General features: G+C 59.8%; 9 protein-coding genes and 6 pseudogenes. 8 read left to right on the plus strand and 7 right to left on the minus strand.

Going from position 1 to position 24079, the window contains the following annotated elements; translation table 11 throughout:
• Window positions 1-143: winged helix-turn-helix domain-containing protein (locus tag NKI70_RS24285; RefSeq protein ID WP_352443246.1), on the plus strand; the 143-nt coding region annotated here is incomplete at its 5' end.
• Window positions 144-295: 152 nt separating this feature from the next.
• On the opposite strand, the gene NKI70_RS24290 is transcribed toward NKI70_RS24285, so the two are convergent.
• On the minus strand, window positions 296-9163 hold the full coding sequence (locus tag NKI70_RS24290; RefSeq protein ID WP_352724972.1) for a Ulp1 family isopeptidase: 8868 nt from the start codon (window positions 9161-9163) through the stop codon (window positions 296-298).
• Between the two features lie 283 nt (window positions 9164-9446).
• Window positions 9447-9991 (minus strand): annotated as a pseudogene (locus NKI70_RS34005) (aldehyde dehydrogenase family protein); the annotation flags it as partial.
• A gap of 507 nt (window positions 9992-10498) precedes the next feature.
• On the opposite strand from NKI70_RS34005, the pseudogene NKI70_RS24300 reads away from it, so the two are divergent.
• From NKI70_RS24300 to NKI70_RS24310, 3 genes and pseudogenes are all read left to right on the plus strand, one after another.
• A pseudogene (locus NKI70_RS24300) lies at window positions 10499-10845 on the plus strand (DDE-type integrase/transposase/recombinase); the annotation flags it as partial.
• An 837-nt stretch (window positions 10846-11682) separates the two neighbouring features.
• Window positions 11683-12103 (plus strand): annotated as a pseudogene (locus NKI70_RS24305) (type IV secretory system conjugative DNA transfer family protein); the annotation flags it as partial.
• 596 nt (window positions 12104-12699) lie between these two features.
• On the plus strand, window positions 12700-15234 hold the full coding sequence (locus NKI70_RS24310; protein WP_352724973.1) for a two-component system VirA-like sensor kinase: 2535 nt from the start codon (window positions 12700-12702) through the stop codon (window positions 15232-15234).
• A gap of 862 nt (window positions 15235-16096) precedes the next feature.
• On the opposite strand, the pseudogene NKI70_RS24315 reads toward NKI70_RS24310, so the two are convergent.
• Window positions 16097-16789: pseudogene (locus NKI70_RS24315) on the minus strand (oxygen-independent coproporphyrinogen III oxidase); the annotation flags it as partial.
• A gap of 907 nt (window positions 16790-17696) precedes the next feature.
• Window positions 17697-17855: a hypothetical protein gene (locus tag NKI70_RS24320; RefSeq protein ID WP_023679701.1), complete on the minus strand. Its 159-nt coding sequence runs from the start codon at window positions 17853-17855 to the stop codon at window positions 17697-17699.
• Window positions 17856-18004: 149 nt separating this feature from the next.
• Here NKI70_RS24320 and NKI70_RS24325 point away from each other — a divergent pair, with 149 nt between their 5' ends.
• Entirely contained in the window at window positions 18005-19192 is a 1188-nt protein-coding gene (locus tag NKI70_RS24325) for a Fic family protein (RefSeq protein ID WP_023679700.1), read from the plus strand.
• Here NKI70_RS24325 and NKI70_RS24330 read toward each other — a convergent pair.
• A complete protein-coding gene (locus NKI70_RS24330) occupies window positions 19189-19371 on the minus strand; it encodes an aminotransferase class III-fold pyridoxal phosphate-dependent enzyme (RefSeq protein ID WP_352572141.1) in 183 nt (60 codons plus the stop codon). The genes NKI70_RS24325 and NKI70_RS24330 overlap by 4 nt on opposite strands.
• A gap of 335 nt (window positions 19372-19706) precedes the next feature.
• On the opposite strand from NKI70_RS24330, the gene NKI70_RS24335 reads away from it, so the two are divergent.
• From NKI70_RS24335 to NKI70_RS24345, 3 genes and pseudogenes are all read left to right on the plus strand, one after another.
• Window positions 19707-19898, plus strand: a complete 192-nt coding sequence (locus tag NKI70_RS24335) for a hypothetical protein (protein WP_023679698.1) — start codon at window positions 19707-19709, stop codon at window positions 19896-19898.
• Between the two features lie 189 nt (window positions 19899-20087).
• Window positions 20088-20470: pseudogene (locus tag NKI70_RS24340) on the plus strand (PfkB family carbohydrate kinase); the annotation flags it as partial.
• Window positions 20471-20704: 234 nt separating this feature from the next.
• Window positions 20705-21246 (plus strand): annotated as a pseudogene (locus tag NKI70_RS24345) (transposase); the annotation flags it as partial.
• A 6-nt stretch (window positions 21247-21252) separates the two neighbouring features.
• Here NKI70_RS24345 and NKI70_RS24350 read toward each other — a convergent pair.
• Together NKI70_RS24350 and hemN are read right to left on the minus strand one after the other, a co-directional pair.
• Window positions 21253-21636 (minus strand): isopentenyl transferase family protein, encoded by a 384-nt coding sequence (locus NKI70_RS24350; RefSeq protein ID WP_084641664.1) that lies wholly within the window; start codon window positions 21634-21636, stop codon window positions 21253-21255.
• Window positions 21637-21788: 152 nt separating this feature from the next.
• A complete protein-coding gene (gene hemN, locus NKI70_RS24355; protein WP_352644016.1) occupies window positions 21789-23231 on the minus strand; it encodes an oxygen-independent coproporphyrinogen III oxidase in 1443 nt (480 codons plus the stop codon).
• Window positions 23232-24079: the final 848 nt, after the last annotated feature.

Here is a 24079-nt window from a genome sequence, read left to right on the forward strand (position 1 = left end):
GTATCGATGTCCTAATCATGCGCTTGCGCCGAAAGCTGGAGGCTGATGCGGCCAACCCTCGCCTGGTCAAAACATCCCGTGGCGCGGGGTACTTCTTCAACGCTGACGTAGATGTTAGCTACGGAGGCACGTTGGCCGCGTGACAGTGAGCTATGCTGGAGATTGGGGTGACGAGGCTGATCAAGCCTTCCAACAGTACCAGCCTGATCAATTACGGCGAGAGCTACCGGTCCGGAGATCGCATCAGCGCCTCTGTCGTCAAGAGAGCTGTTCTGCTTGACCCCAGCCATGGAGCTCAACGCCCCGCGTCGGAGCGCTCCCTGCTTCTGAAGGAAGCCATTAGGTCCGCTCGGGCTTGATCGGAGGCTTGGCTGATGGACGTCGTGGTTGCTTCGCTCAGTTGCCGCCCCATGGCGCGGCTTTGCGGATTATCAGTCCTCTGCCTCTTCGCCGGTCTCAACAGCGCTGTGTAATGTTCATTGTTTATGATGACGCCCCCGCTGTTCACGAGGTTGCTCCTGTCAAGTGTACTCGTCAGTCCGTCCTGGGCCTCACGCTTCTTGCCCAAGTGCCGTTCAAACGGCGCTGGCGCGACTTGTTGAGCTCGAGAGATGGGTCCCTGCTCTCCTGCGTGGCCATGAGCTTGTGCCGCGGTCTGCGCAGCGGCGTCCCCAATGGCACGAGCCTCCATGCCGACTGCGTCTTCCGGACGAGCAGCAAGGGCAATTTCGCGCCCGAGTGCGAACTTCCGGACATGAGTTAGTGCACTGATGTCAGCGGTTTTCATATAGCGCTTGGCATCTTCATCCAGCGACCGCTCGTGAAGCCGATCCGCAATCCCCGGCTTTTTGTTTTCAACCAGGCATTGACTGAAACGTCTAAGAGCAGACCCATAGACCTCAACGGTACGGGGTTTCGGCCCGGTCGGCGCTGCCTCGTACGCTTTGATGAGAGCCGCTGTGTACTCTCTGATGAGCACGGCGTCGGCAGGGTGGGGATTCAGGGCAGGGCGGCCCACCACTGGCGCTCCGCCCGCCCACGTCTTGAGACGACCCAGTGACCCAGCCACGGCCGAGGGGCCGCCACCCCAGATCTCGTACTCCTTGCGATCCCGATCCAGCGACGAATCGTGAAGCCGATCCGCAATCCCCGGCTTGTTATTTTCAACGAGCCAATGACCAAAGCCGAAAAGAATATCTACATGGCGCTTGACCGTGATCTCCCCGACCTTACCGGCATAGAGTGCTGACCTCAGCCCTTCGACAAGGGTCGCATCGTTGGAATAAAGAGGACCCTTGTCGGGACCGGAGACCACTTTTGGGCGATCTGGCTGCACCGCCGCCGGCACAGAACGAGCATGGTCACGCAACTCGGACGGTGCGGGGGGATTCAGATCAACCACTGACGAATCCGGCGCATGATGATGGCGCGCCGTTGAGTGACCCGGCTGCAGCACCGAGGCACCCAGCATCGACCCACTGCCTCCGGCGTACGGCGCCGCGGCGTGTTCTTGTCCGCTCCCTTGCATCATGGGCTGCGCCTCCCATGGCAATGCACCCACTTGATGGGTGGGGGCCTGCATCAGCACGCGAGCGCCTGAATTGCCGATCTCGCTCAGCTGCGGCTCAGTGGCAACGTCCTGCAGACGACTGTTCGGGGTCCTTTGCCTCTTCGCTGGTCTCAACTCCGCTGTATCATGCTCACGGTTGATGAGGACCTCCTCGCTTGGTAGCTGGTTGCTCCTGTCCTGTGCAGCGATCCGCTCGTCCGGCGCGCCCTGGTCGCCGTAGATCAGGGGACGAAAGGACTCTGCGGGATCCGAGGCTTGGTGATGGGGCCCAGTTGGCACGAAAGACGATGCCAGAACAGCGTCGTCTTCATTAGCTTTCCCAGGGGGGAGATACTCTGGCCAACTGTATTCCTCCTGCGGCCCGCTGTGCTGCGCAGCGGCGTCCCCCTTGCTCTCAAGACTCTGAAATTTCAATGGGTCCCCGGGAGCAACGTCTGGCGCTGACTGGCCGAGCCGCTTGATCTGCTGGTGAAACGTCCCAACGGGGCTTTCCTTAACCGCGTCTCGGGCCTGTCGGTCCATGAGTTCAAAGTTCGTAAGATTATTTGCCGTTCCAGATGTATTGTCACCCCTGAGGCGGGTTTGTAGTGCCTGCCGATTGACGACGAGGTTGTTGAGGTTCAGGTTATCTGGCTGCGATTGCAATCGCCCAACCAGCGCCCGCGTGCCGTCCACCACGTAGACTCCGCAATCCACCACGTTGCTCTGCTGGGCGATGCGGGATACGCCCACGCGGGTCTCCAGGCTGGCGCCCAGATTTTCTGCGAGCTCTTTTGCAAGCGTGTCATTGCATCCGTTGTAGGAGTCATAATGATAGGCAACCGGCCGCTCCCGGTCGCTGCGATCAACGAACAGCAGCGACCAATGGGTGCCGCGCTCCGCAAGAGTCTTACCGCCATCGCTCACTGGCACGAACAGGAAGTCGGCTGTGTCGTTACCGTTCTGATTATGGACGATGCGCTGGAATGCGCTTAGCATGACGCTCTTGGAGCCCAAGCGCAGATGATAATTGGCTACGAGGGGATCCACGAACCGCGTCCGGGCGGCGAGATCTGGATTGTTCCCCTGCAACTCCTGCTCCAGGAGTTGGTAATCCCTCTGGATATGTTCGTCGCCTAGCAATTCCAATGCGCCGAGCACCCGCCCGTCTTTAGCTTTCCCAGGGGGCTTCTCTGGCCGACCCAATGCCTCCTGCGGCCCGCTGCGCTGCGCAGCGGCGTCCCCAATGGCACGAGCCTCCATGCCGACTGCGTCTTCCGGACGAGCAGCAAGGGCAATTTCGCGCCCGGGTGCGAACTTCCGGAGATGAGCTAGTGCACTGATCCTCCGGTTACCACCGGAGTTCACATAGCGCTTGGCATCTTCATCTAGCGACCCCTCGTGAAGCCGATCCGCAATCCCCGGCTTTTTGTTTTCATGCAGGTATTCACTGAAACGTATAAGAGTAGATCCATAGACCTGAATGGTACCGCGATTCGGCCCGGTCGCAGGCGCTTCTTTGTACTCTTTGATGAGAGCCGCTGTGTAATCTCTGATGAGCGCGGCGTCGGCAGGGTAGGGATTCCGGACAGGGCGGTCGACCACTGGCGCTCCGCCCGCCAACGTCTTGAGACGACCCAGTGCTCTAGCCACGATCGAGGGGCCACCCCTGCTCTCGTACTCCGAGGGGCCACCCCTGCTCTCGTACTCCTTGCGATCCTGATCCAGCGACGATTCGTCAAGCCGAGCAGCAAATCCCGGCCTGTTATTGTCAAAGAGCCAACGACCAAAGCCGAGAAGAGAATTTACATGGCGCTTGACCGTGCTCTCCTTGACCTTACCCGCGTAAGCTGACCTCAGCCCTTCGACAACGGTCGCATCGTTGGAATAGAGGGGACCCTTGTCGCGACCGGAGACCCCTATTGGAGGATCTGGCTGCACCGCCGCCGGCACAGAACGAGCATGGTCACGCAACTCGGACGGTGCGGGGGGATTCAGATCAACCACTGACGAATCCGGCGCATGATGATGGCGCGCCGTTGAGTGACCCGGCTGCAGTACCGAGGCACCCAGCATCGACCCACTGCCTCCGGCGTACGGCGCCGCGGCGTGTTCTTGTCCGCTCCCTTGCATCATGGGCTGCGCTTCCCATGGCAATGCACCCACTTGATGGGTGGGGGCCTGCATCAGCACGCGAGCGCCTGAATTGCCGATCTCGCTCAGCTGCGGCTCAGTGGCAACGTCCTGCAGACGACTGTTCGGGGGCCTTTGCCTCTTCGCTGGTCTCAACTCCGCTGTATCATGCTCACGGTTGATGAGGACCTCCTCGCTTGATAGCTGGTTGCTCCTGTCCTGTGCAGCGATCCGCTCGTCCGGCGCGCGCTGGTCGCCGTCGCGCCAGATCAGGGGACGAAAGGACCCTGCGGGATCCGAGGCTTGGTGATGGGGCCCAGTTGGCACGAAAGACAATGGCAGGACAGCGTCGTCTTCATTAGCTTTCCCAGGGAGCTCGCGCCCGAGTTCGGACTTCCGGAGATGAGCTAGTGCACTGATCCCACCGGAGTTGTTATAGCGCTTGGCATCTTCATCCAGCGACCCCTCGTGAAGCCGAGCCGCAATCCCCGGCTTTTTGTTTTCAACCAGGTATTCACTGAAACGTCTAGGAGCAGATCCATAGGTCTGAATGGTAGCGGGATTCGGCCCGGTCGGCGCTGCCTTGTACTCTTTGATGGGAGCCGCTGTGTAATCTCTGATGAGCGCGGCGTCGGCAGGGTCGGGATTATTCAGGACAGCGGCGCGGTCCAGCACTGGCGCTCCGCCCGCCCACGTCTTGAGATGACCCACTGCTCTAGCCACGTCCGAGGAGCCACTCTTGCTCTCGTACTCCTTGAGATCCGGATCCAGCGACTCCTCGTGAAGCCGAGCAGCAAATCCCGGCCTGTTATTATCAAAGAGCCAACGACCAAAGCCGAGAAGAGAATTTACATGGCGCTTGACCGTGCTCTCCAATGCTGACCTCAGCCCTTCGACAATGGTCGCATCGTTGGAATAGAGAGGACCCTTGTCGCGACCGGATACCCCTATTGGAGGATCTGGCTGCACCGCCGGCGGCACAGAACGAGCATGGTCACGCAACTCGGACGGTGCGGGGGGATTCAGATCAACCACTGACGAATCCGGCGCATCATGATGGCGCGCCGTTGAGTGACCCGGCTGCAGCACCGAGGCACCCAGCATCGACCCACTGCCTCGGGCGTAGGGCGCCGCGGCGTGTTCTTGTCCGCTCCCTTGCATGAGTTGCGCCTCCCATGGCGATCGTAGAAGGTCCGCGTGCGGAATCGAGTCGAAATATCCCGACAAATCAGCGTCGACCATCTGCTTTTGCGACCGAGCCAGCGTTTCGGCCACCGCGGCCTCGCCAACCGCGGAGGGCGTCTCCTCAGCCCTGGCGAACGCTGGCCCGGCAGGCGCCGCCGGCACAGAACGAGCATGGTCACGCAACTCGAACGGTGCGGGGGGATTCAGATCAACCACTGACGAATCGCGCGCCGTTGAGTGACCCGGCTGCAGCACCGAGGCACCCAGCATCGACCCACTGCCTCCGGCGTAGGGCGCCGCGGCGTGTTCTTGTCCGCTCCCTTGCGTCATGAGTTGCGCCTCCCATGGCGATCGTAGAAGGTCCGCGTGCGGAATCGAGTCGAAATATCCCGACAAATCAGCGTCGACCTTCTGCTTTTGCAACCGAGCCCACCTTTCGGCCACCGCGGCCTCGCCAACCGCGGAGGGCGTCTCCCCAGCCCTGGCGAACGCTGGCCCGGCAGGCGCCGCCGGCACAGAACGAGCATGGTCACGCAACTCGAACGGTGCGAGGGGATTCAGATCAACCACTGACGAATCCGGCGCATCATGATGGCGCGCCCTTGAGTGACTCGGCTGCAGCACCGAGGCACCCAGCATCGACCCACTGCCTCCGGCGTAGGGCGCCGCGGCGTGTTCTTGTCCGCTCCCTTGCACCATGAGTTGCGCCTCCCATGGCGATGTATCCACTTGAGGGCCGGGATCATGCACTGGTTCGTCCATTTGCTTTTGCAACCGAGCCCACCTTTCGGCCACCGCGGCCTCGCCAACCGCGGAGGGCGTCTCCTCAGCCCTGGCGAACGCTGGCCCGGCAGGCGCCGCCGGCACAGAACGAGCATGGTCACGCAAATCGGACGGTGCGAGGGGATTCAGATCAACCACTGACGAATCCGGCGCATCATGATGGCGCGCCCTTGAGTGACCCGGCTGCAGCACCGAGGCACCCAGCATCGACCCACTGCCTCCGGTATGCGGTGCCAGGTGCTCGTCCCCCAGCATCATGGGCTGCGCCTCCCATGGCAATGCACCCACTTGATGGGTGGGGGCCTGCATCAGCACGCGAGCGCCTGAATTGCCGATCTCGCTCAGCTGCTTAGCTTTCCCAGGGAGCTTCTCTGGCCGACCCAATGCCTTCTGCGGCCCGCTGTGCTGCGCAGCGGCGTCCCCAATGGCACGAGCCTCCATGCCGACTGCGTCTTCCGGACGAGCAGCAAGGGCAATTTCGCGCCCGAGTGCGGCGTACGGCGGGAACTTCCGGAGATGAGCTAGTGCACTGATCCACCGGTTACCACTGGAGTCCAAATAACGCCTGGCATCTTCATCCAGCGACCCCTCGTAAAGCCGAGCCGCAATCCCCGGCCTGTTGTTTTCATGCAGGTATTGACTGAAACGTCTAAGAGTAGCCGCATAGTCCTGAGTGGTTTTGGGATTCGGCCCGGTCGCAGGCTCTGCCTCGTACTTTTTGATGAGAGCCGCTTTGTAATCTCTGATGAGCTCGGCGTCGACAGGGTCGGGATTCAGGGCAGCGCGGCCCACCATTGGCGCTCCGCCCGCCGACTCTTTGAGACGACCCAGTGCTCTAGCCACGTTCGAGGAGCCACTCTCGCGCTGGTACTCCTTGAGATCCTGATCCAGCAACGGATCGTCAAGCCGAGCAGCAAATCCCGGCTTGTTATTATCAAAGAGCCAACGACCAAAGCCGAGAAGAGAATTTACATGGTCCGTGACCGTGCGCTCCCCGACCTTACCGGCATAGAGTGCTGACCGCAGCCCTTCGACAACGGTCGCATCGTTGGAATAAAGAGGACGCTTGTCGCGACCGGAGACCACTACTGGAGGATCTGGCTGCACCGCCGCCGGCATAGAACGAGCATGGTCACGCAACTCGAACGGTGCGGGGGGATTCAGATCAACCACTGACGAATCCGGCGCATGATGATGGCGTGTTTCCCCGGGAACAACGTCCCGTACGAACACCGAGTCTGGGTTGCCTTGGTCCGGCGCGACTGGAGCCAGGGCTCTGTCGTGCAACGCTCGCGCTGACTGGCCGAGCCGCTTGATCCGCTGGTGAAACGTCCCAACGGGGCTTTCCTTAACCGCGTCTCGCGCCTGTCGGTCCATGAGTTCAAAGTTCGTGAGATAATTTGCCGTTCCAGATGTATCGTCACCCATGAGTCGGGTTTGTAGTGCCTGCCGATTGACGACGAGGTTGTTGAGGTTCAGGTCTGGCAGGTCTGGCTGCCATCTTTGCAATCGCCCAACCAGCGCCCGCGTGCCGTCCACCACGTAGACTCCGCAATCCCACTCGTTGCTCTGCTGGGCGATGCGGGGTAAGTCCACGCGGGTCTCCAGGCTGGCGCCCAGCCTTTCTGCGAGGTGTTTTGCAAGCTTGTCATGCCATCCGCTGACGGAGTCATAATGATAGGCAACCGGCCGTTCCCGGTCGCTGCGATCAACGAACAGCAGCGACCAATGTTTGCCGCGCTCCGCAAGAGTCTTACCGCCATCGCTCACTGGCACGAACAGGAAGTCGGCTGTGTCGTTACCGTTCTGATTATGGACGATGCGCTGGAATGCGCTTAGCTTGTCGCTCTCGGAGCCCAAGCGCAGATGATAATTGGCTACGAGGGGATCCACGAACCGCGTCCGGGCGGCGAGTTCTGGATTGTTCCCCTGCAACTCCTGCTCCAGGAGCTGGTAATCCCTCTGGATATGTTCGTCGCCTAGCAATTGCAATGCGCCGAGCACCCGCCCGCTGGGGTCGCCGAAAACACCAAAAAACCCTTCGACCGCGGGGGACATCCCCTCAGGAAAGAGCTCTGGCAAGGCGGAATTCCCCGCCCGCAAGCTGGGCGGAGCGAATTCCGGTGGCCTCAGTGGCACCTCCTCGCTTGGTAGCAGGTTGCTCCTGTCCTGTGCAGCGATCCGCTCGTCCGGCGCGCGCTGGTCGCCGTCGCGCCAGATCAGGGGACGAAAGGACTCTGCGGGATCCGAGGCTTGGTGATGGTGCCCAGTTGGTACGAAAGACGATGGCAGAACAGCGGCGTCTTCATTAGCTTCCCCAGGGAGCTTCTCTGGCCGACCCAATGCCTTCTGCGGCCCGCTGTGCTGCGCAGCGGCGTCCCCAATGGCACGAGCCTCCATGCCGACTGCGTCTTCCGGACGAGCAGCAAGGGCAATTTCGCGCCCGAGTGCGGCGGACGGCAGGAACTTCCGGAGATGAGCTAGTGCAATGATCCTCCGGTCACCACTGGAGTCCTTATAGCGCTTGGCATCTTCATCCAGCGACTCCTCGTGAAGCCGAGCCGCAATCCCCGGCTTGTTGTTTTCAACCAGGTATTCACTGAAACGTCTAAGAGTAGCTCCATAGTCGTGAATGGTTTGGCGATTCGGCCCGGTCGCAGGCGCTCCCTTGTACTCTTTGATGAGAGCCGCTTTGTACTCTTTGATGAGCACGGCGTCGGCAGGGTCGGGATTCAGGACAGCGCGGCCCACCATTGGCACTCCGCCCGCCGACTCTCTGAGACGACGCAGTGCCACAGCCACAGTCGAGGAGCCACCACTGCTCTCGTACTCCTTGAGATCTTCATCCAGCGACTCCTCGTGAAGCCGAGCAGCAAATCCCGGCTTGTTATTTTTAAAGAGCCAACGACCAAAGCCGTAAAGAGAATTTACATGGCGCTTGACCGTGTCCTCCTTGGCCTTACCCGCGTAGAGTGACCTCAGCCCTTCGACAACGGTCGCATCGTTGGAATAAAGAGGACGCTTGCAGCCGCGACCGTCGGAGACCACTATTGGAGGATCTGGCTGCACCGCCGCCGGCACGGCGGAACGAGCATGGTCACGCAACTCGAACGGTGCGGAAGGATTCAGATCAACCACTGACGAATCCGGCGCATGATGATGGCGCGCCGTTGAGTGACCCGGCTGCAGCACCGAGGCACCTAGCATCGACCCACTGCCTCCGGCGTACGGCGCCGCGGCGTGTTCTTGTCCGCTCCCTTGCATCATGGGCTGCGCTTCCCATGGGGCCGCGCCTTCGATGAGGCTCAGGTCTCCCTGAGACGGATGAGGATGGAACGGGTCTGGCAGAGCCGGAACGCCGGGGGCGGGAATTTGGGCAGCGGCTTGGCGCGCCTCGCCCGAGCGCTGCTCAAAGCCCTCTTGCCCGGCCTGTGCCGCTTGCTCTTGAGATGCCGGGGGCTGCACCTGCCGCCAACCTGTTACATTGGATAGGTCAAATTTGTGCCGGTTCACGCTAGCCTCACGTCCACAGATCAGCTGAGCAACCTACTCGGGCATACTTACGAGAAGCTGACGAGGTCCGCGGTCCCGGAGCGGGTAGGCCTAATTTTCTGCGTGCCGATTGCGCTGGCGCGACGTAGCCCGGCCTTTTGCCAGCTCGGCAGCTACGGCTCGCAAAGAGCGTCGTAAGGCTTGCGGAGCCGCCCCTCAGCTCCCGTCGAGGAGCAATCCACAATTCACATATTTGGAGATGGCTCGCTGGTTTACCGGTCTGCGAGCCCTGCAAGCCCATGCTTCAGATGCCGCCCGTGCAGAGGTATTTCATTTCGAGGTAGTCCTCGAGGCAATGGCGGGAACCCTCCCGCCCGATGCCGGACTGCTTCACTCGGCCGAAAGGCGCGGCTTCCGACGACATGCGTCCCGTGTTCATACCACTATGCCATATTCCAAGGCCTCGGCCACACGCAAAACACGCTTCCGTTTGAGGCACAAATGTGGGGGAAGGCCGTAGATCGTGTCGTTGGCCTCATGCACGACCTATCCGCATCGTCGAAGCAATCACAGGCGCCAGCCGCCCGAATGTCTCTTTCTTGCGCGATGGTCATCTCGCTGGAGACAGGACCGATAGTTCGACGTGCCATTCGCGCGATGCGTTTGCCCCCGCATCGAATTCTGCGGCCTTTCGCGACGGCATCGGCGATATGGGTTTCGATTTTGGCCAGAGCCTGCCTGTCGATCAGCGCACCGATCGCCACTCCGGAGCAAAGCCCTCGCCAACGATAAGTGGCGGACTTTCTCCACGAATTCTCGACAAACACCTTCGTGAACGCCTGACTGGACGGGGGTAGCCATGCCGAACAGGTCGCATAACCACGCCATCGTTCGGCGACTGCAGCCGCGAAGCGTCTCGAACACATCGGCTCGATGCGGTTGCGTCCAGAATGCATCAGCGAGCGGCGGGAGTCTTCGCTATATTCGCCCCCGACATCCCGAGGTCCACCAGCTTGCCTGCCAAAAAGGGGTGTTGCATGAATAAACCCGCTTTCGTCGCCGTCAGCCGCGTGCCCAGCAAGGACGACAGCCTCCATAGCAAGAATGCGAGATGATCATGGTATTCAGCGGCAGCGTGCCGGCGAAATTGGGTTTTCGGCAAGCCAAATAGCGCGATGCAGAAGGATGGTGAGGATTTCGCGTCCGCCACTGCGATGCATAGAGCCACCCTTCGGAACCGACCAGCGCAACAAAGCTCGTTATGCGGCGCGTAGGTTCGTAGACGCTTATCCAGTATCGAGATAACAAGGCCGCTGCGCAGGAACGAACTATGAGAGCGCACCCTGCGAGAGGTTGCGCTTGCTGACGCGGCTGTGGAAGAAGCAGGGGCTCGCGCCGAAGCGCATGATCACCGACTAGCTTCGCTCGTATGGAGCGGCAAAGCGACAGATGATGCCGGACGTCGAGCACCGGTCGCACAAGGGGTTGAACAACAGAGCGGAGAATTCCCATGTGCCGCCGCGAAAACGGGAGCGGATGATGCAGGGGTCCGATCGCCGGGAGGCCTGCAACGCTTCGTCTCGACCTTGTCTGCCCTCCGCAACCTCTTCGTCCCCCGCCCCAAACGTTCTGCTCTCGCCATACATGTTCATCGCTTGCAAGCCATCGCCGAATGGAAGGCCGTGACTCGAACGCCCGCATGATTCAGCAGCAGCAGCCCTCGGCCGGCCAATTTCAGACAACGTGACAAGCCCGACCAACAAGCCTGTGTCGTCAAATCGCCAAACCGACGCAAATTGTCGGACAGGGGAGGCCGCTGAGCCTCATCCGCTTCGATGAGAGCGGCGTCGGCGGGTTCTGTCGCAAACTTTTCGGAAAGGTCATTTGCCGCAAAAAATCGCTTGCGGCATCGCGACGAGCACTGAAGTCGATCAGCATCCGCAAGAGCCAGTATGTCAGCAACCGGGCTCGAACACATCTCAACCGGTGAAAAGGTTCTCGAAGTCCGCGAGGCCCCCGCGGCGGTCATCATCATGTACGCGCTGCGGCACCTCGAAACCGCTTCCCTTGGCGTCGGATCAATCGTGTTGAATCAAGGGCTTGAGCAAGCCTGGTCCCAGGAGGCGGTTTCAGGTGCATGGGGCAGTACTATTCACAAGAGGGTGCGAACGGGGCATAGCGTGCTCACTCGAAGGCGTCAGCGGGAGCGTCAGCTACATAGTCGATAACACGCGCTTTTTACCTCGGTCTCGGCTCGCAACGATGGATTGCTAACGGCGAACTCATGCTGGTCGGCAAGGCGATACTGGCTGGAGCATCAACTCGGCCGACGAGAGTGGCCACACCATCCTAGACAGGATCGGCCGATTGCCCGGCATCGCCGCTCTGCAAAAAGCACAGCGGGCATCCAGACGTTGCCGGGTTGACTATGGGTGTCCGAACCGCGAAAAGAGGCCGCTCTTTATGAGTGGCGTGCGCTGGCAGTCTAACCCCAAGCCCCCCGCCCGGGCTGCCGGCGCGCTTCTAGGAACATCGAGGTAGATGACGAGACTCCGAACTACATTTCCAAAGCTATCGGTGGATTCACATTTCAAGCCCAATCGATTTCCTACAGCCAGGCGCGAACGTTCGATTGGAACGTTCAGAATCACATCAAGGTGCACCGCTGTTGCGTCCCGAACAGGTGCGGCTGCTCAATGACGAGTACGAAATCGTTCTCATCAAGGTCTGCCACCATTAAAATTGAGGAAGGTGCGATATTTTTCGGATCGCATTCTGAAACGCATCTTTGAAAGCCAGACAGGCGCCCTCCCGGAGCCGGCGCCCTTGACGGGAGCAGAGGAGGCGCTCTCCGCAGAATCTCAACTCGATGACCCGCTGTGTGAATTGGCGCAGGACTTTGACGATACAGTTGATGTGAGGCTAGTGTGGACCCGCGAAATAGTAATCCATCCCGTGTAACAGCTTTGTCGCAGGTGCAGGACGCCGGCTTGGAAGACGGGCAAGCGGTCCAGGCCCGGCGAGTGGGCTTTGAGTAGCACGTGTCCGAGGCGCTCCGGCCGCTGTTCGATGGTCGAGCTGACGAGCCGCCTACCGGTCCAGAGGAGCTTCTGCGACTGGAACAGGGGGTTTCGCGAGGTGCTTCAGCGAGGGCAGGATCATCAAGCCGCCTCGTCTTTTTTCAGCGATCCAAGGATGCCCGCTGGACGGGATGACCCCAAGGGAAGCGTGTCGGACGCTTTCGCAGCAGCCGGCTCTAGGCACGCCGGAGTTGAGGCCGCCGCCCCGCCAGTGTTAGCTGCCAGCCAACAGCAGATCCGGCCCTCGCCAGTTGCGTTTGACCGACCGGTATCATCCTCGGCTGCTGCAGGCGTGCGCTTGTATGCCCCTTCGATGATCTCTCGGAAGACCAGTTCCGAAAACTGCGATCAGTTGCCCGCCTTGTGCTGCCGCCTCGCCGTCGAGGTCGAAACGCCCGCGAATCAATGGAAGGTCAGCGGGCCATGGGGGCAGAGTGCAACGGCGTCTACACCGCCTATTTGAGGGGAGAGGTACACTTGGCTTTCCTGTTCCAGCAGCATCCGGCCGCACACCGACGCGATGGGGAGCTAGAATTCAAATCGGACCTTCGCAAGGCACGCACCGCGGATCAAACGTCGTTCGTTTGGGAAAAATGGCTCAGTACCGACAAAGCTTCTGTAATGGCCCTAGTGGCCTCGGTTGCGCTCTTGGTCGCGATACAGTGGCAAGACCCCCAGATCAACGAGGCGGTCCTAAGCGAACTGCGGACGATTCAGATCAACTACGCATTGCTCCAGCGAGACGTCGCCCGCGCCGACATGGTATTGGACTTCCGTTCCGTTGCTTCTACCGGGCAAGCATTAAAAAGGAACCTTCAAAACTACCAACGCCTTGTTGAGATTTCGCGCAATGAGAGCTCCGGGGTGCACTCCAGGTTGGTTGCACAGCTCAAAAATTCCCTCGAAAACACAGAAGCTGCCATCTCGGCCTCGGCCGCGCAAAATGAGCTTCTGCAAAGCTCTCTCGTACGCTTTGCTCGCTCGGCTAATCGCCTTCGGGGGGGAGTGTCGAACAGGCCTGAATTTTCCAATCTGATCCTTCAATTTTCGGCCAGACCGGGATTCAGCCTCGCATTACAAATCGATCAGTCTCTCCGCCGACTTCCTCCTAGCCAGGACCAAGTCACGGAGGATGTTGCCCGCGAGGGCCGCGCTATCCTGTCCTCAATGTTGAGGTTGGACCGCGCTGTCAATCGGATCCCATCCTTCGACACGTTCGCCAAGGCTGCCGAATTGGAGCGAGAACATCTGAACGCCTACAGCTTCGCCAGCGCGCAAGCGCAGCGTACACGACTTTTCTTTGGCTTGGTGTCCATATGCCTCTGCTTGTTTGCGACCATTCGAGCCTCCACGCTGCATGTGCGGACGAACCGGTTGGAAAGGCGGTTAGAGCTTGAAGCGGCGATGAGTGAGATCGAAGCTTGTTTCATTGACAGTCAAGCAACGAAGGCTTCGCGGCGCTTCTCCACCGAAGCAGCGCTTAGACTCATTCAATGCGTTTTCGATGCGGATCAATGCGCGCTTGCTCTGGTGGATCCGAGTATCAGCAGGAATACCGAGTACTTTGTCGCGAACAAGCGCATGCGCGTCTGGAACGCCACGCTAATCCATGAAGTCGTCTCACTTGTACACCCGGAACAGCCAGTGTTTCGCGTCGTTCCGGCGTCGGAAGTGGTTCGGACTGCCGTAGGCACTACCGGTGTTTGTCAAATTGTTGGTTGCCGGGCCTCCGATCAGCAGGCTGCGGTTTGTATCCTTGTTTTTGAAGGAGATCGCTCACCACCCTCCACAGACGACCTCCTGGTTCTGGCGAGCGCTACTGTGCGTTTAGGCAACCATCTTGAAATGCAACGTGTACACACGGAACGTAACCTTTTTGAGAGTCGATGGGAGCATGCGGAAAGGCTGACGGCTGTCGGCACAATCGCAAGCGGCGTTACACATGAATTCAATAATGTTCTAGGAGCAATAGTCGGCTACGCAGAGATGGCTAAAGGTCTTGTGCGTCGCCCCTCGAGAATTCGGGGCCACATCGGCCAAATTATCTTGGCCAGCAACCGAGCCAAACTGATTATTGATCAAATTTTGTCACTAAGCCGAAATCGGAAGCGCGTGACGATGCCTTTCGACGTCTCGGAGAGTGTAATGGATCTCGCGCCATTGCTGCGGGTTACACTTCGTGCGGATGTTCAGTTGAACCTCAAGATCAACGAGTGGCAAACGGTGATCGAGGGCAGCCCGACCGAGATACAGCAGATCCTTATGAATCTATGCAAGAACGCGTCGGAGGCTCTCTTGAATGAGGGCCGTGTCGAGATTAGCGTTTCTCGCGCTCACGTCTGTCAAACGAAGCCCGTGGCTAAGGGCAACTTGAAACCGGGAGATTACGTTCTCCTCTCCATCAGCGACGATGGCCAAGGAATCGCAAGTTCGGTGCTTCCGCATATCTTTGAGCCCTTTTTTACCACGCGCTCTCGCGTCGGCGGGACCGGACTGGGTCTTGCTGCAGTGGACCGCCATGTGAGCGCGCTCGCAGGATGCCTTGACGTCACCTCGGCTGTTGGCCGAGGTACACGCTTCGATCTCTACTTACCGGCCTGCGCTGAGGAGCAGGTCAGAGCTGATAGCGCTTTCGGCCCATGCGATGGATCACTTGGCAACGGAGAAATCATTGCAGTCGTTGACCCCGATCCAGCAGCGTTGGAGATCTACAAGGATAAGATCGCCGCGCTGGGTTATAAGCCGGTCGGCTTCGCGACCTTCGAGAGTCTTTGCGACTGGATCGAGAGCGGGAAGGCAGCCGACCTCCTAATTTTCGATAAAGCGACTTTCCTCGGGCCAGGACAGCCCGAAGCCGTACGTACCACCCTGATGACGGTGCCCATCATCGTCGTTGGTGGAAGCGACCCCATGCCGATCACATCTGGTAATCAGACCTTCGTCCTTTGGCTAGCCAAACCGGTCTCGTCCAGGACGATGGAGCATGCAATTCGTAGGATGATAATGGCATGATGCCGCCGACGCGCTCAGGATACCGAGCTACCGAGGCAGTCGGAGGCGGAGCCGGCTGGGATCCAGCAAATACAAGAGCGTCGGACGATCTCTGCGCACCCGGCTCATGGCGAGTTCCCCTCGAAAACTGTCGTCGGCTTCCGCCCAAGGAAGGGCTCCCCGACCACGGCAAACCTGCCGCCGTGCTCGTGACCGTCAAGGACAAGTCGCCGCGCGATGGGGTCTGCGGGCCTCCATCCTTGACAAGTCACTGCGCGCTGGCGGCGACAGGCGACGGGTAATATAAGGTCGGGACGAGGAGATGGTCGCCAATCGGTCACGCAAGATGGTTGACGAAATGACTCGAGAGCAAAGCTTGACAATCATCGCCCCATTCACGCCAGACTTCTCCTGTGCGTTCATCATCGGCTACGGCTCCTCGCTGCCCCGACAAGGCTATCGCCGCCCGGCCGGGCAAGCGATATCCCAGGTTCCGACGTGTTCCTTTCATGCTTGATGGACCTAGGCCCCGGCAGGGCGGGAGCATGAGGCTGGGTTCTCGGTCGCGGATCTGTGAGGCAAGCACGGGGTAAGCGACGGCTCGACCCACCATTGGGAAGGCCGGCTTCGGCACGGAGGTGCGGCCTCGGCGTTGAGAGGCATCGGATCGGGTGTAGCAGGACTTTCGAACTAACTGCCGACAACACACTGGATAGGCTGTTCTCGTCGTTCGGTCCAGTTCACCAACGCCTATGTCGACATTTTACGGCGCTTCACTACTAACCGGGCACCGCACGATGGCAGCTCGTTCTCTCCGGCAAAAGATACTCCCTTTGTTAGCTTCCGTGTGTTGCTTGCCCTCACCTGCGGGATACGTAAGGCCATCCCTAAAAGCATCAAAGGCGGCAGCGACAGCGCGAGTCAAAAAGCGATGCTCCCGCCGTACGCGGACAAAACCGTTTTCGAAAACCACTATCCCGTCCTTGGCCAGGATCGCCAAGCGCTCAGCTGAATCGAGAAGACGGATCGGATCAGATCCGTAGGCGGCACAGATTGCCGGCAAATCGGCCTCAAAATCGCACATTAATCGCTCGATAATTGCGGCTCTCGCGCGGTCGTCGTCGGTGAGGCGATGGCCCTTCGATGTCGCCAGTCGGCCATCTGCGATGTGCTGGATGTAGGAATCCCGTGTAACTTCGTTTTGAACGTACCCTTGGCCGATGCGGCCGATAGCCGACGCGCCGAAACCGATCAGGGTTCTGCAGGTATCGGCAGAGTAGCCCAACGAGTTACGTCGCAAGCGACCTGTTTCCTGTGCCAGCGCGAGCTCGTCGTGCGGCAAGGCGAAATGGTCGAGCCCGATCTCTCGGTAGCCGGCGGCAACCAGCGTCACGGCGACAGCCGCATGCTGTTCAGCGCGGGCAGCGCTGTGGGGAAGAAATTCCGCCTCGATGAGGCGCTGGTTCTTTATTTGGGATGGGATATGCGAGTAGCCGAACAAGGCAAGCCGGTCGGGGCGCATGGCGACCGCCGCCCTCGCCGTCTCGACGCACGACTCCACCGTTTGACGCGGCAGGCGTCCCATGGTGATAACAACCACCTTGCCGCTGAGCTCGCCTGTGTCTTTGCGTTATGCCAGTCCGTTCCGCTTAGATGTCTTGGCTGTTCCCGCCGAGACCTCACGCGCACCGTTTTATTCCCACCATCCCTCCCCGTCAGCTCCGCCTGGGAAATTCTGCCAGCTTGCCGGATCCGACGAGATAATGCAGCGCTGGGACGGACTTTGCTCGCCAGCTAGCGACCGTGGTGATCTCTGCCAAAAGGACGAGGCCATGAACGCGATCGGCGCTAACGGTGGGCGTTTGTATAAGCCTTGGGGTGGGAACTGGGCCTTCTATGCTGGCGCCACATACAAGCTCAACGAGACAACTTCGTTCTACCTTCGGCTCTCCCGGTGACCAGCTCTCAGTAGCGTCGCGGCAAACGTTGCCTATGGGCTTCTTTTCGATTTCACAGCTACGGCGACTCCAAACTCAGCAGTCGGCAAGATGGAAGCTTCCAACGGGAACTGCCCAATGCGAACAAGAAGAGCAGTGTCGGCAGTAATCCTGCGCCTCGAACGCTCATCCTAACGCCGTGAAGCGTTGAGCTCCGAGGTTGAGCAGACCAAGCCCGCAACACGCTCCAAGAGAACGGCGCATAGAAGCCATACGAGATTGTAGCCTAGCCTCGGGGCCGGACGTTGTTTCATATCAGACCGGTGGGGATGAAGCCTGCCATCCAGCACCCGGTCAGTTTCAGGTCAAACTTGAACTCCCAGTCGGGTCAGAACGCGATCAACTGGCAGTCCGACGCACTTAAAAATGACAAATGGATCGCCTGCTTTTGGGCCATCCATGGGGAATTCGGGCGCGAGAGAACAAGCTCACACAGCATAAGCGAAGCTCCAGGCGAATCTTGCGCTGGCCGAGGCAGAACCATGTTTAAAGCTGCCTGTTTTCCACCTCGAACCTGTCTGAGTCCGGCCGATCGTCATAGATCGGCCAAAGCATCGGCCAGATGGCTCCCCCAATTACGGTTTGTGCATAGTTGTCAGTGCGATAGGCCTGCCGAACATCAGCCATGATCATCATCGGCAGCATCGATTTGTGTCCAAGCTTGGCAGCGGTGGCAGTGCCGAGGCCCGCAAGTCCGCATGCCGACGATCGGCCAGAAGATCGGCCAAACAATCTGGTCAACTGAAAATTTATGTTTATAATCACGCATTTGGCGGAACCCAAGATCGGCCGATATGGAAGAGAGCGTACAGCGCATCGAACCGGCACGCCTACCCGATGTATCCGAAACTATCTCGGATGCGCTGGTAGAGCTGTCGGCGACGTCGGCTGTTTTGGGCAAAAGCCTGCACTCGCGTACCGCAGCCAACCTAGCCGATCTCGTGCGCATCATGAACACCTACTACAGCAACCTGATCGAAGGCCACGATACGCGCCCGCGCGACATCGAACGGGCGCTGGTCGGAAACTTCGATCGAGACGAGAACCGCCGCAATCTGCAGCTCGAGGCGGCCGCGCACGTTCGCCTGCAAGCCGAGATCGACCGCCTGGCTGCCGATGGGCAGTTGCCGGAACCGGCATCGGTAGGTTTTCTTCGATGGCTGCACGCGGAATTCTATCGCGATGCCGAAGCGCCCATGCTGACCATCAAGGGTGCCGGCCGTGAGTTCGTCATGGCGCCAGGTGAGTGGCGATCGAAGCCAGAGCATGACGTCGCCATCGGCCGGCATGAACCGCCTTCGAGCGATCGCGTCAACGATTTCATGCAATACTTTGCCATGCGTTATCGCTTCGATAAGCTGGGCAAGGCCGGACGCATCCTGACCATTCCTGCCGCGCATCACCGCTTCAACTACATTCACCCGTTTCCGGACGGCAACGGACGCGTCAGCCGATTGATGAGCCACGCCATGGCCCATCAGGCCGGGATCGCCGCGCACGGGCTGTGGTCGATCTCACGAGGCTTGGCACGTGGCGTGAAAAGCCGAATGGATTACAAGAGCATGATGGATCATGCCGATATGCCCCGCCAGGGTGATCTCGACGGACGTGGCAACCTCTCCGAACGCGCGCTCGGCGATTTTACCTTATGGTTCCTGCAGGCGTGTATCGATCAGGTGAGCTTCATGACCGGACTGTTCGATCTCGACACGTTGGCCAAGCGGCTGTATCGCCATGTGGAGCGCAGTGGTCTGAAGCCCGAAGCCGGCCGCCTCGTGGAGGAAGCGCTCACGCGCGGTGAGTTTGACCGCGGCGAGGCATCCCGTATTAGCGGACTACCCGAACGTACGGCGCGTCGACTGTTCAATGACGTAATCGCGCTCGGACTATTGGCGTCGGAAACGCCAAAGGGCCCAGTGTCCCTACGCTTTCCGGCGGACGCTCTGGACGCGCTGTTTCCGAAGCTTTTTCCGGAAACCTAAAAGCATAGGGCGCTCACGATCTTAAGCCACTTCTCCTCGGAACCGGAAAGATTGTCGCCGGATCGCCCGAAGCCGCAGACCACCTCGTCGGACAGCATGAGGATGTCGTGTTTGCGCAGCACCGCCTGAACCTTTGGAAAATAATCCTCCTGTGGCACCAGCATGCCGCCGGCGCCCATGATCGGCTCGGCGAGCGGATCAGGGCGTCGAGTTCCTGGGCCAGGCGCGTTGTCCGCGCGGCCGGCAGACCATCCAGATAGTGAAATGGCCGCGCCGCGAATATGACGGGAAGCGGCGGCAGGTTGAAGGACTTGTGCATGTGCGGCAGGCCACTCAGCGCCGCGCCCGTGAGCGCCAGCGAGTGGTCGTCGGCGGGCTCGATGGCGCTATCAGGTCGGGGACTCGACCTCTATGATCATCACCGATTTAATTCAAATTTGTCTGTATATATTGACGATTGCACTACCTTCACCTCGTAAACGGCAATGCGGGCGGATAGAGAGGGTCCTATGATATGACAAGCGATTTTTCCGCCGCCCGAGGGCATTTAGATCGAGCGTATGACTACCTTTGTGGGGATGACCCGATGAGTCAAAGGGGCCGCGAAGCCTTGGATCTGCTAATTGAGGCGGTTGCCGTCGAAGAGTTCAAGCAGCCACGCCAAAGCGCGGAGGTGCTAAGGTTTCCGATCGGGCGCCGCTGCTGAGGTCATCTCCACGGCTGCCATGTAGCCTCAGGTGGCAGGGACTCGCCGCCCCGTGAGGGCCGGGAGAACGCATTGGCAAAAGGAAAGCCCACTTGCCAGACCCGCGCCGGCCGGCGTGGTAAGAAGGCCGGCGGATTCCCAAGCGGAGACATTGACGCCGGACTATGACGTTCTTTGCATCGGCAATGCAGCGCCGGCAACACCGCCGCCGGCGTAGGCAGCTTCGGCGGGCGCGCCGCCTTCTTCGGCAGGTGTGGAACGACCTCTCGGCGAGATCTACGCCCACGACATCCACGCCCAGGGCGTCGCCTTCGACACCGAACCGCTAGTGGGACAACCACCGACGGCATGCTCGATGATCTTCGTCACGCCCGATGGCGAGCGCTTATCTCGGCGCCTGCTTCGAACTCGGCCCCGACGATGTCGAACGGGACAAGGCTTCGGGCACCAAGGTCACTTATTTCGAGGGCTATCTGGGGGACCCGCCGCGCGCCAAGCAAGCGATCCGGCAGACCGCGCGGCTGGCGCATGCCGCTGGGCGCGAAGTGTCGATGACGCTGTCGTATTCGTTTTGAGTCGACCCCTACCGCGACGAGTTCGTCGAGCTGATCCGCTCAGGCACGGCAGCAGCAGGTCGTCTGGATCGCCGGGACTATCCGGGTGAGTACGTCGGGGTAGTGTGCTGAGAGTTCTGCAAATTCGCTGAGAGGGGGCGGTCATGGCAGGCTGGTGATTGTTCACGTCACCTGATTCCCGCGAAGGAACGCCACCATGACCAAGACTGAAGTTAAGACCGCCAGCGCTGCCGTCAAAGCAAGGGCATCGGGTTGGACGTGTCCGACGATCATGCCGGCCTGGTGGCAGCGATCGGCGAGGTGATCCCCGAAGCCGCCTGGCAACGCTGCTACGTGCACTTCCTCAGGAACGCGCTCGATCATCTGCCGAGGAAGCACGGCGACGACTGCCTGCAGGAATTGCGCTGGCTCTACGACCGGCGCGATCTCGCAGAGGCCAGGGCTGATCTTGCCGCATGGCTTGCCAAATGGTCGGCCCGCTATCCGGTCTGACAGGCTGGGCCGAGGATGCCATCGAACAAACCCTGACCTTCTTCAGGCTGCCGAGACAGCACCACAAGCATCTCAAATCCACCAACACGCTGGAGCGGCTCAACGAGGAAATCCGCCGGCGCACCTATGTCGTGCGCATCTTCCCCAATACCGAAAGCTGCCTGCGCCTGGTCAGGGCCTTGGCCGTCGAGACCAATGAAAACTGGATGGAGGCCAACCGATACATCAACATGGACGACCTGCGCGAGCACAAGAAGCTCGCTCTGCGCCAAGCCGCATGACCAGCATCATGGCCGCCCCATTTTGCAGAACTTGACGCACACAACCCGCTTTGCTCTCTCTACAAAGGCATCGGAGTTGCCGAGCCGCCACCGCCTTACATGCCACTGAAAGCGCCAGCCCGATGCTGACTCGCGCCATGTGAATTGAGAAGGGAGATCGAGCCGGCTGCGAGTGAGCCCAGGCTGAGATCTAAGCTCATCCACGTGCATGATCAGCTTACGACGGGTAGTCACGGCGTGGATGTGCCCGCGGTTAGGGGGCGTATCCAAGTAAACCCGCTGGGTAGATTGCAGTTCGGAATCCGAGGCACGCTCGCTGCCCGTAGCGATTTGAGGACAGCATTGTACACGATCCAACGCAATGACCGGCCGTCCGGTCTCTCGTGCAATTTAAATTGAAACGTCTGTCTTGCCGCTGCAGGTCGGCCCGTAAATCAAATGGATTAGCATGTGTTTACCGCTTAGAAGCCCTTGTTTTTCGAACTAACTGCCGACAAGAAACTGGATAGGCTGTTCTCGTCGTTCGGTCCAGTTCACCTCGCCTATGTCGACATTTTACGGCGCTTCACTAACCGGGCACCGCACGATGGCAACTCGTTCTCTCCGGCAAAAGATACTCCCTGTGTTAGCTTCCGTGTTGTGTGCTTGCCCTCACCTGCGGGATACGTAAGGCCATCCCTAAAAGCATCGAATGCGGCAGCGACAGCGCGAACCCCAAAGCGATGCTCCCGCCGTACGCGGACAAAACCGTTTTCGAAGTCCACTATTCCGTCCTTGGCCAGCATCGCCAAACGCTCATCTGAACCGCGAAGACGGATCGGATCAGATCCGTGGGCGACACAGATTGCCGGCACGTCAGCCTCGAAATCGCACATTAATCGCTCGATGATTGCGGCTCGCAGGCGGTCGTCGTCTGTGAGGCGATGGCCCTTCGATGTCGCCAGTCGGCCAGCTGCGATGTGCCGGATGTAGAAATCCCGTGTAACTTCGTTTTGAACGTACCCCTGGCCGATGCGGCCGATAGCCGACGCGCCGAAACCGATCAGGGTTCTGCAGGTATCGGCAGAGTAGCCCAACGAGTTACGTCGCAAGCGACCTGTTTCCTGTGCCAGCGCGAGCTCGTCGTGCGGCAAGGCGAAATGGTCGAGCCCGATCTCTCGGTAGCCGGCGGCAACCAGCGTCACGGCGACAGCCGCATGCTGTTCAGCGCGGGCAGCGCTGTGGGGAAGAAATTCCGCCTCGATGAGGCGCTGGTTCTTTATTTGGGATGGGATATGCGAGTAGCCGAACAAGGCAAGCCGGTCGGGGCGCATGGCGACCGCTGCCCTCGCCGTCTCGACGCACGACTCCACCGTTTGACGCGGCAGGCCGTAGATGAGGTCGAAGTTGATCCGGTTTACTCCATGCCGGCGCAGCATTTCCACGGCAGCCGACGTCTGGGCCTCGCTCTGGATTCGGTTGATCGCTTTTTGAACAATGGGATCGAAGCTCTGTACGCCCAGGCTCGCGCGGTTCACGCCGGCCGCTCCCAAGCCTTCCGCCATCTCGGGCGTGAGCGTGCGTGGATCGATCTCGATGGCGACCGTAGCTGTTTTCGAGATGGCGAAGCGGCATCGCAGGAACTCCATCAGAGCGAGGAACTCGGCTGGTCCGATGAGAGACGGCGTTCCGCCGCCGAAATGTATGTCGCTCACGGGCAGCGTCTTCGGCACTCGCTCGCAAACCAGACGGATCTCGTCACGCAGCGCCGCCAGATAGTTGAGGATGGGCGCATCATGGCGGGTGATGGTGGTTGGGAAGCCGCAATACCAGCAGGCTGATCGGCAGAACGGAACGTGCAGATAGAGTGACACCGGATCCTCAGCCGGCAGGTTCCTGAGCCATGCCTCATAAGCCTCGGCGCCGACCGCCCCGGAGAACTCCGACACAGCCGGATAGATAGTGTACCAAGGCAGCCGGGCCTCTCGAAATTTCGTGGTCTGCAAAGGCACAATCCCATACTGATAACAACCAACCCTACCCACCGCGCCCCCCTGGGTCCTTGCGCTATGTCAGTCCGTTCCGTTTGGGCTCGAATCTAGATCTTTTTAGCAATGGGCGCCGTTCAGTCTTAGGCTGGACAGCGATGGTCTGAGCACCTGGTCACCGACTGATGATGGTGATCCGTCAGAACCCTCACGCGCCCCTTTTGTTCGACTATCCCATCCCTTCCCTTCACCTGCGCCTCGGAGATTCTACTGAGCGCAGCTGCCGCAATGGGCGAGACATACGGGCTTGGGACCAGATTTTGCTCGCCAGATAGTGCCGGCCCCCTTAGTGAACTCTGCCATGTCGATGAGCTCGTTGTTTGAATTGCTGGCAAGATGCATTAGCTGTGGCGCGCCGCTTTCAGGACGAGAACCTGCTCGGCGCGACAGTCCTGTCCGCCGCAATGCCAAGGCAGGCGCCCTACTGGCTTTGATGCAAGGCTGCAGCGCGTAGTTGTCGACCATCAGCTCGCCAAAATGACGGCGTCGTGCCGAGCGGTCCCGCCGCATGATGCCTCAACGTCGGGCTCACCACAAACAATGCTCTCCCCATGAACGAAACTGTCGCGAAGCGAACAGTCGAACCGTAGCCGAAACGTTTTCCGTTCGTGCTTGGGTGGATCCGCAAGGCAAAAACAAGGAAGTGCGAACCAAGGTCCGCCCGCACAATTGAGCTTCAAGCCGCAGCTGGTCGTCAGGCTGGCACGTCATTTGCGGTCGAATGCAGGACCGTTTGTGACGCCTACCTCTACCAGCTGAGTTGACTGTGATGATTGTACAAAACTTTGCACACCTCCATTTCGGCG

The sequence above is a fragment of the Mesorhizobium sp. M0500 genome (genome assembly GCF_040321165.1).
Taxonomy (GTDB): domain Bacteria; phylum Pseudomonadota; class Alphaproteobacteria; order Rhizobiales; family Rhizobiaceae; genus Mesorhizobium.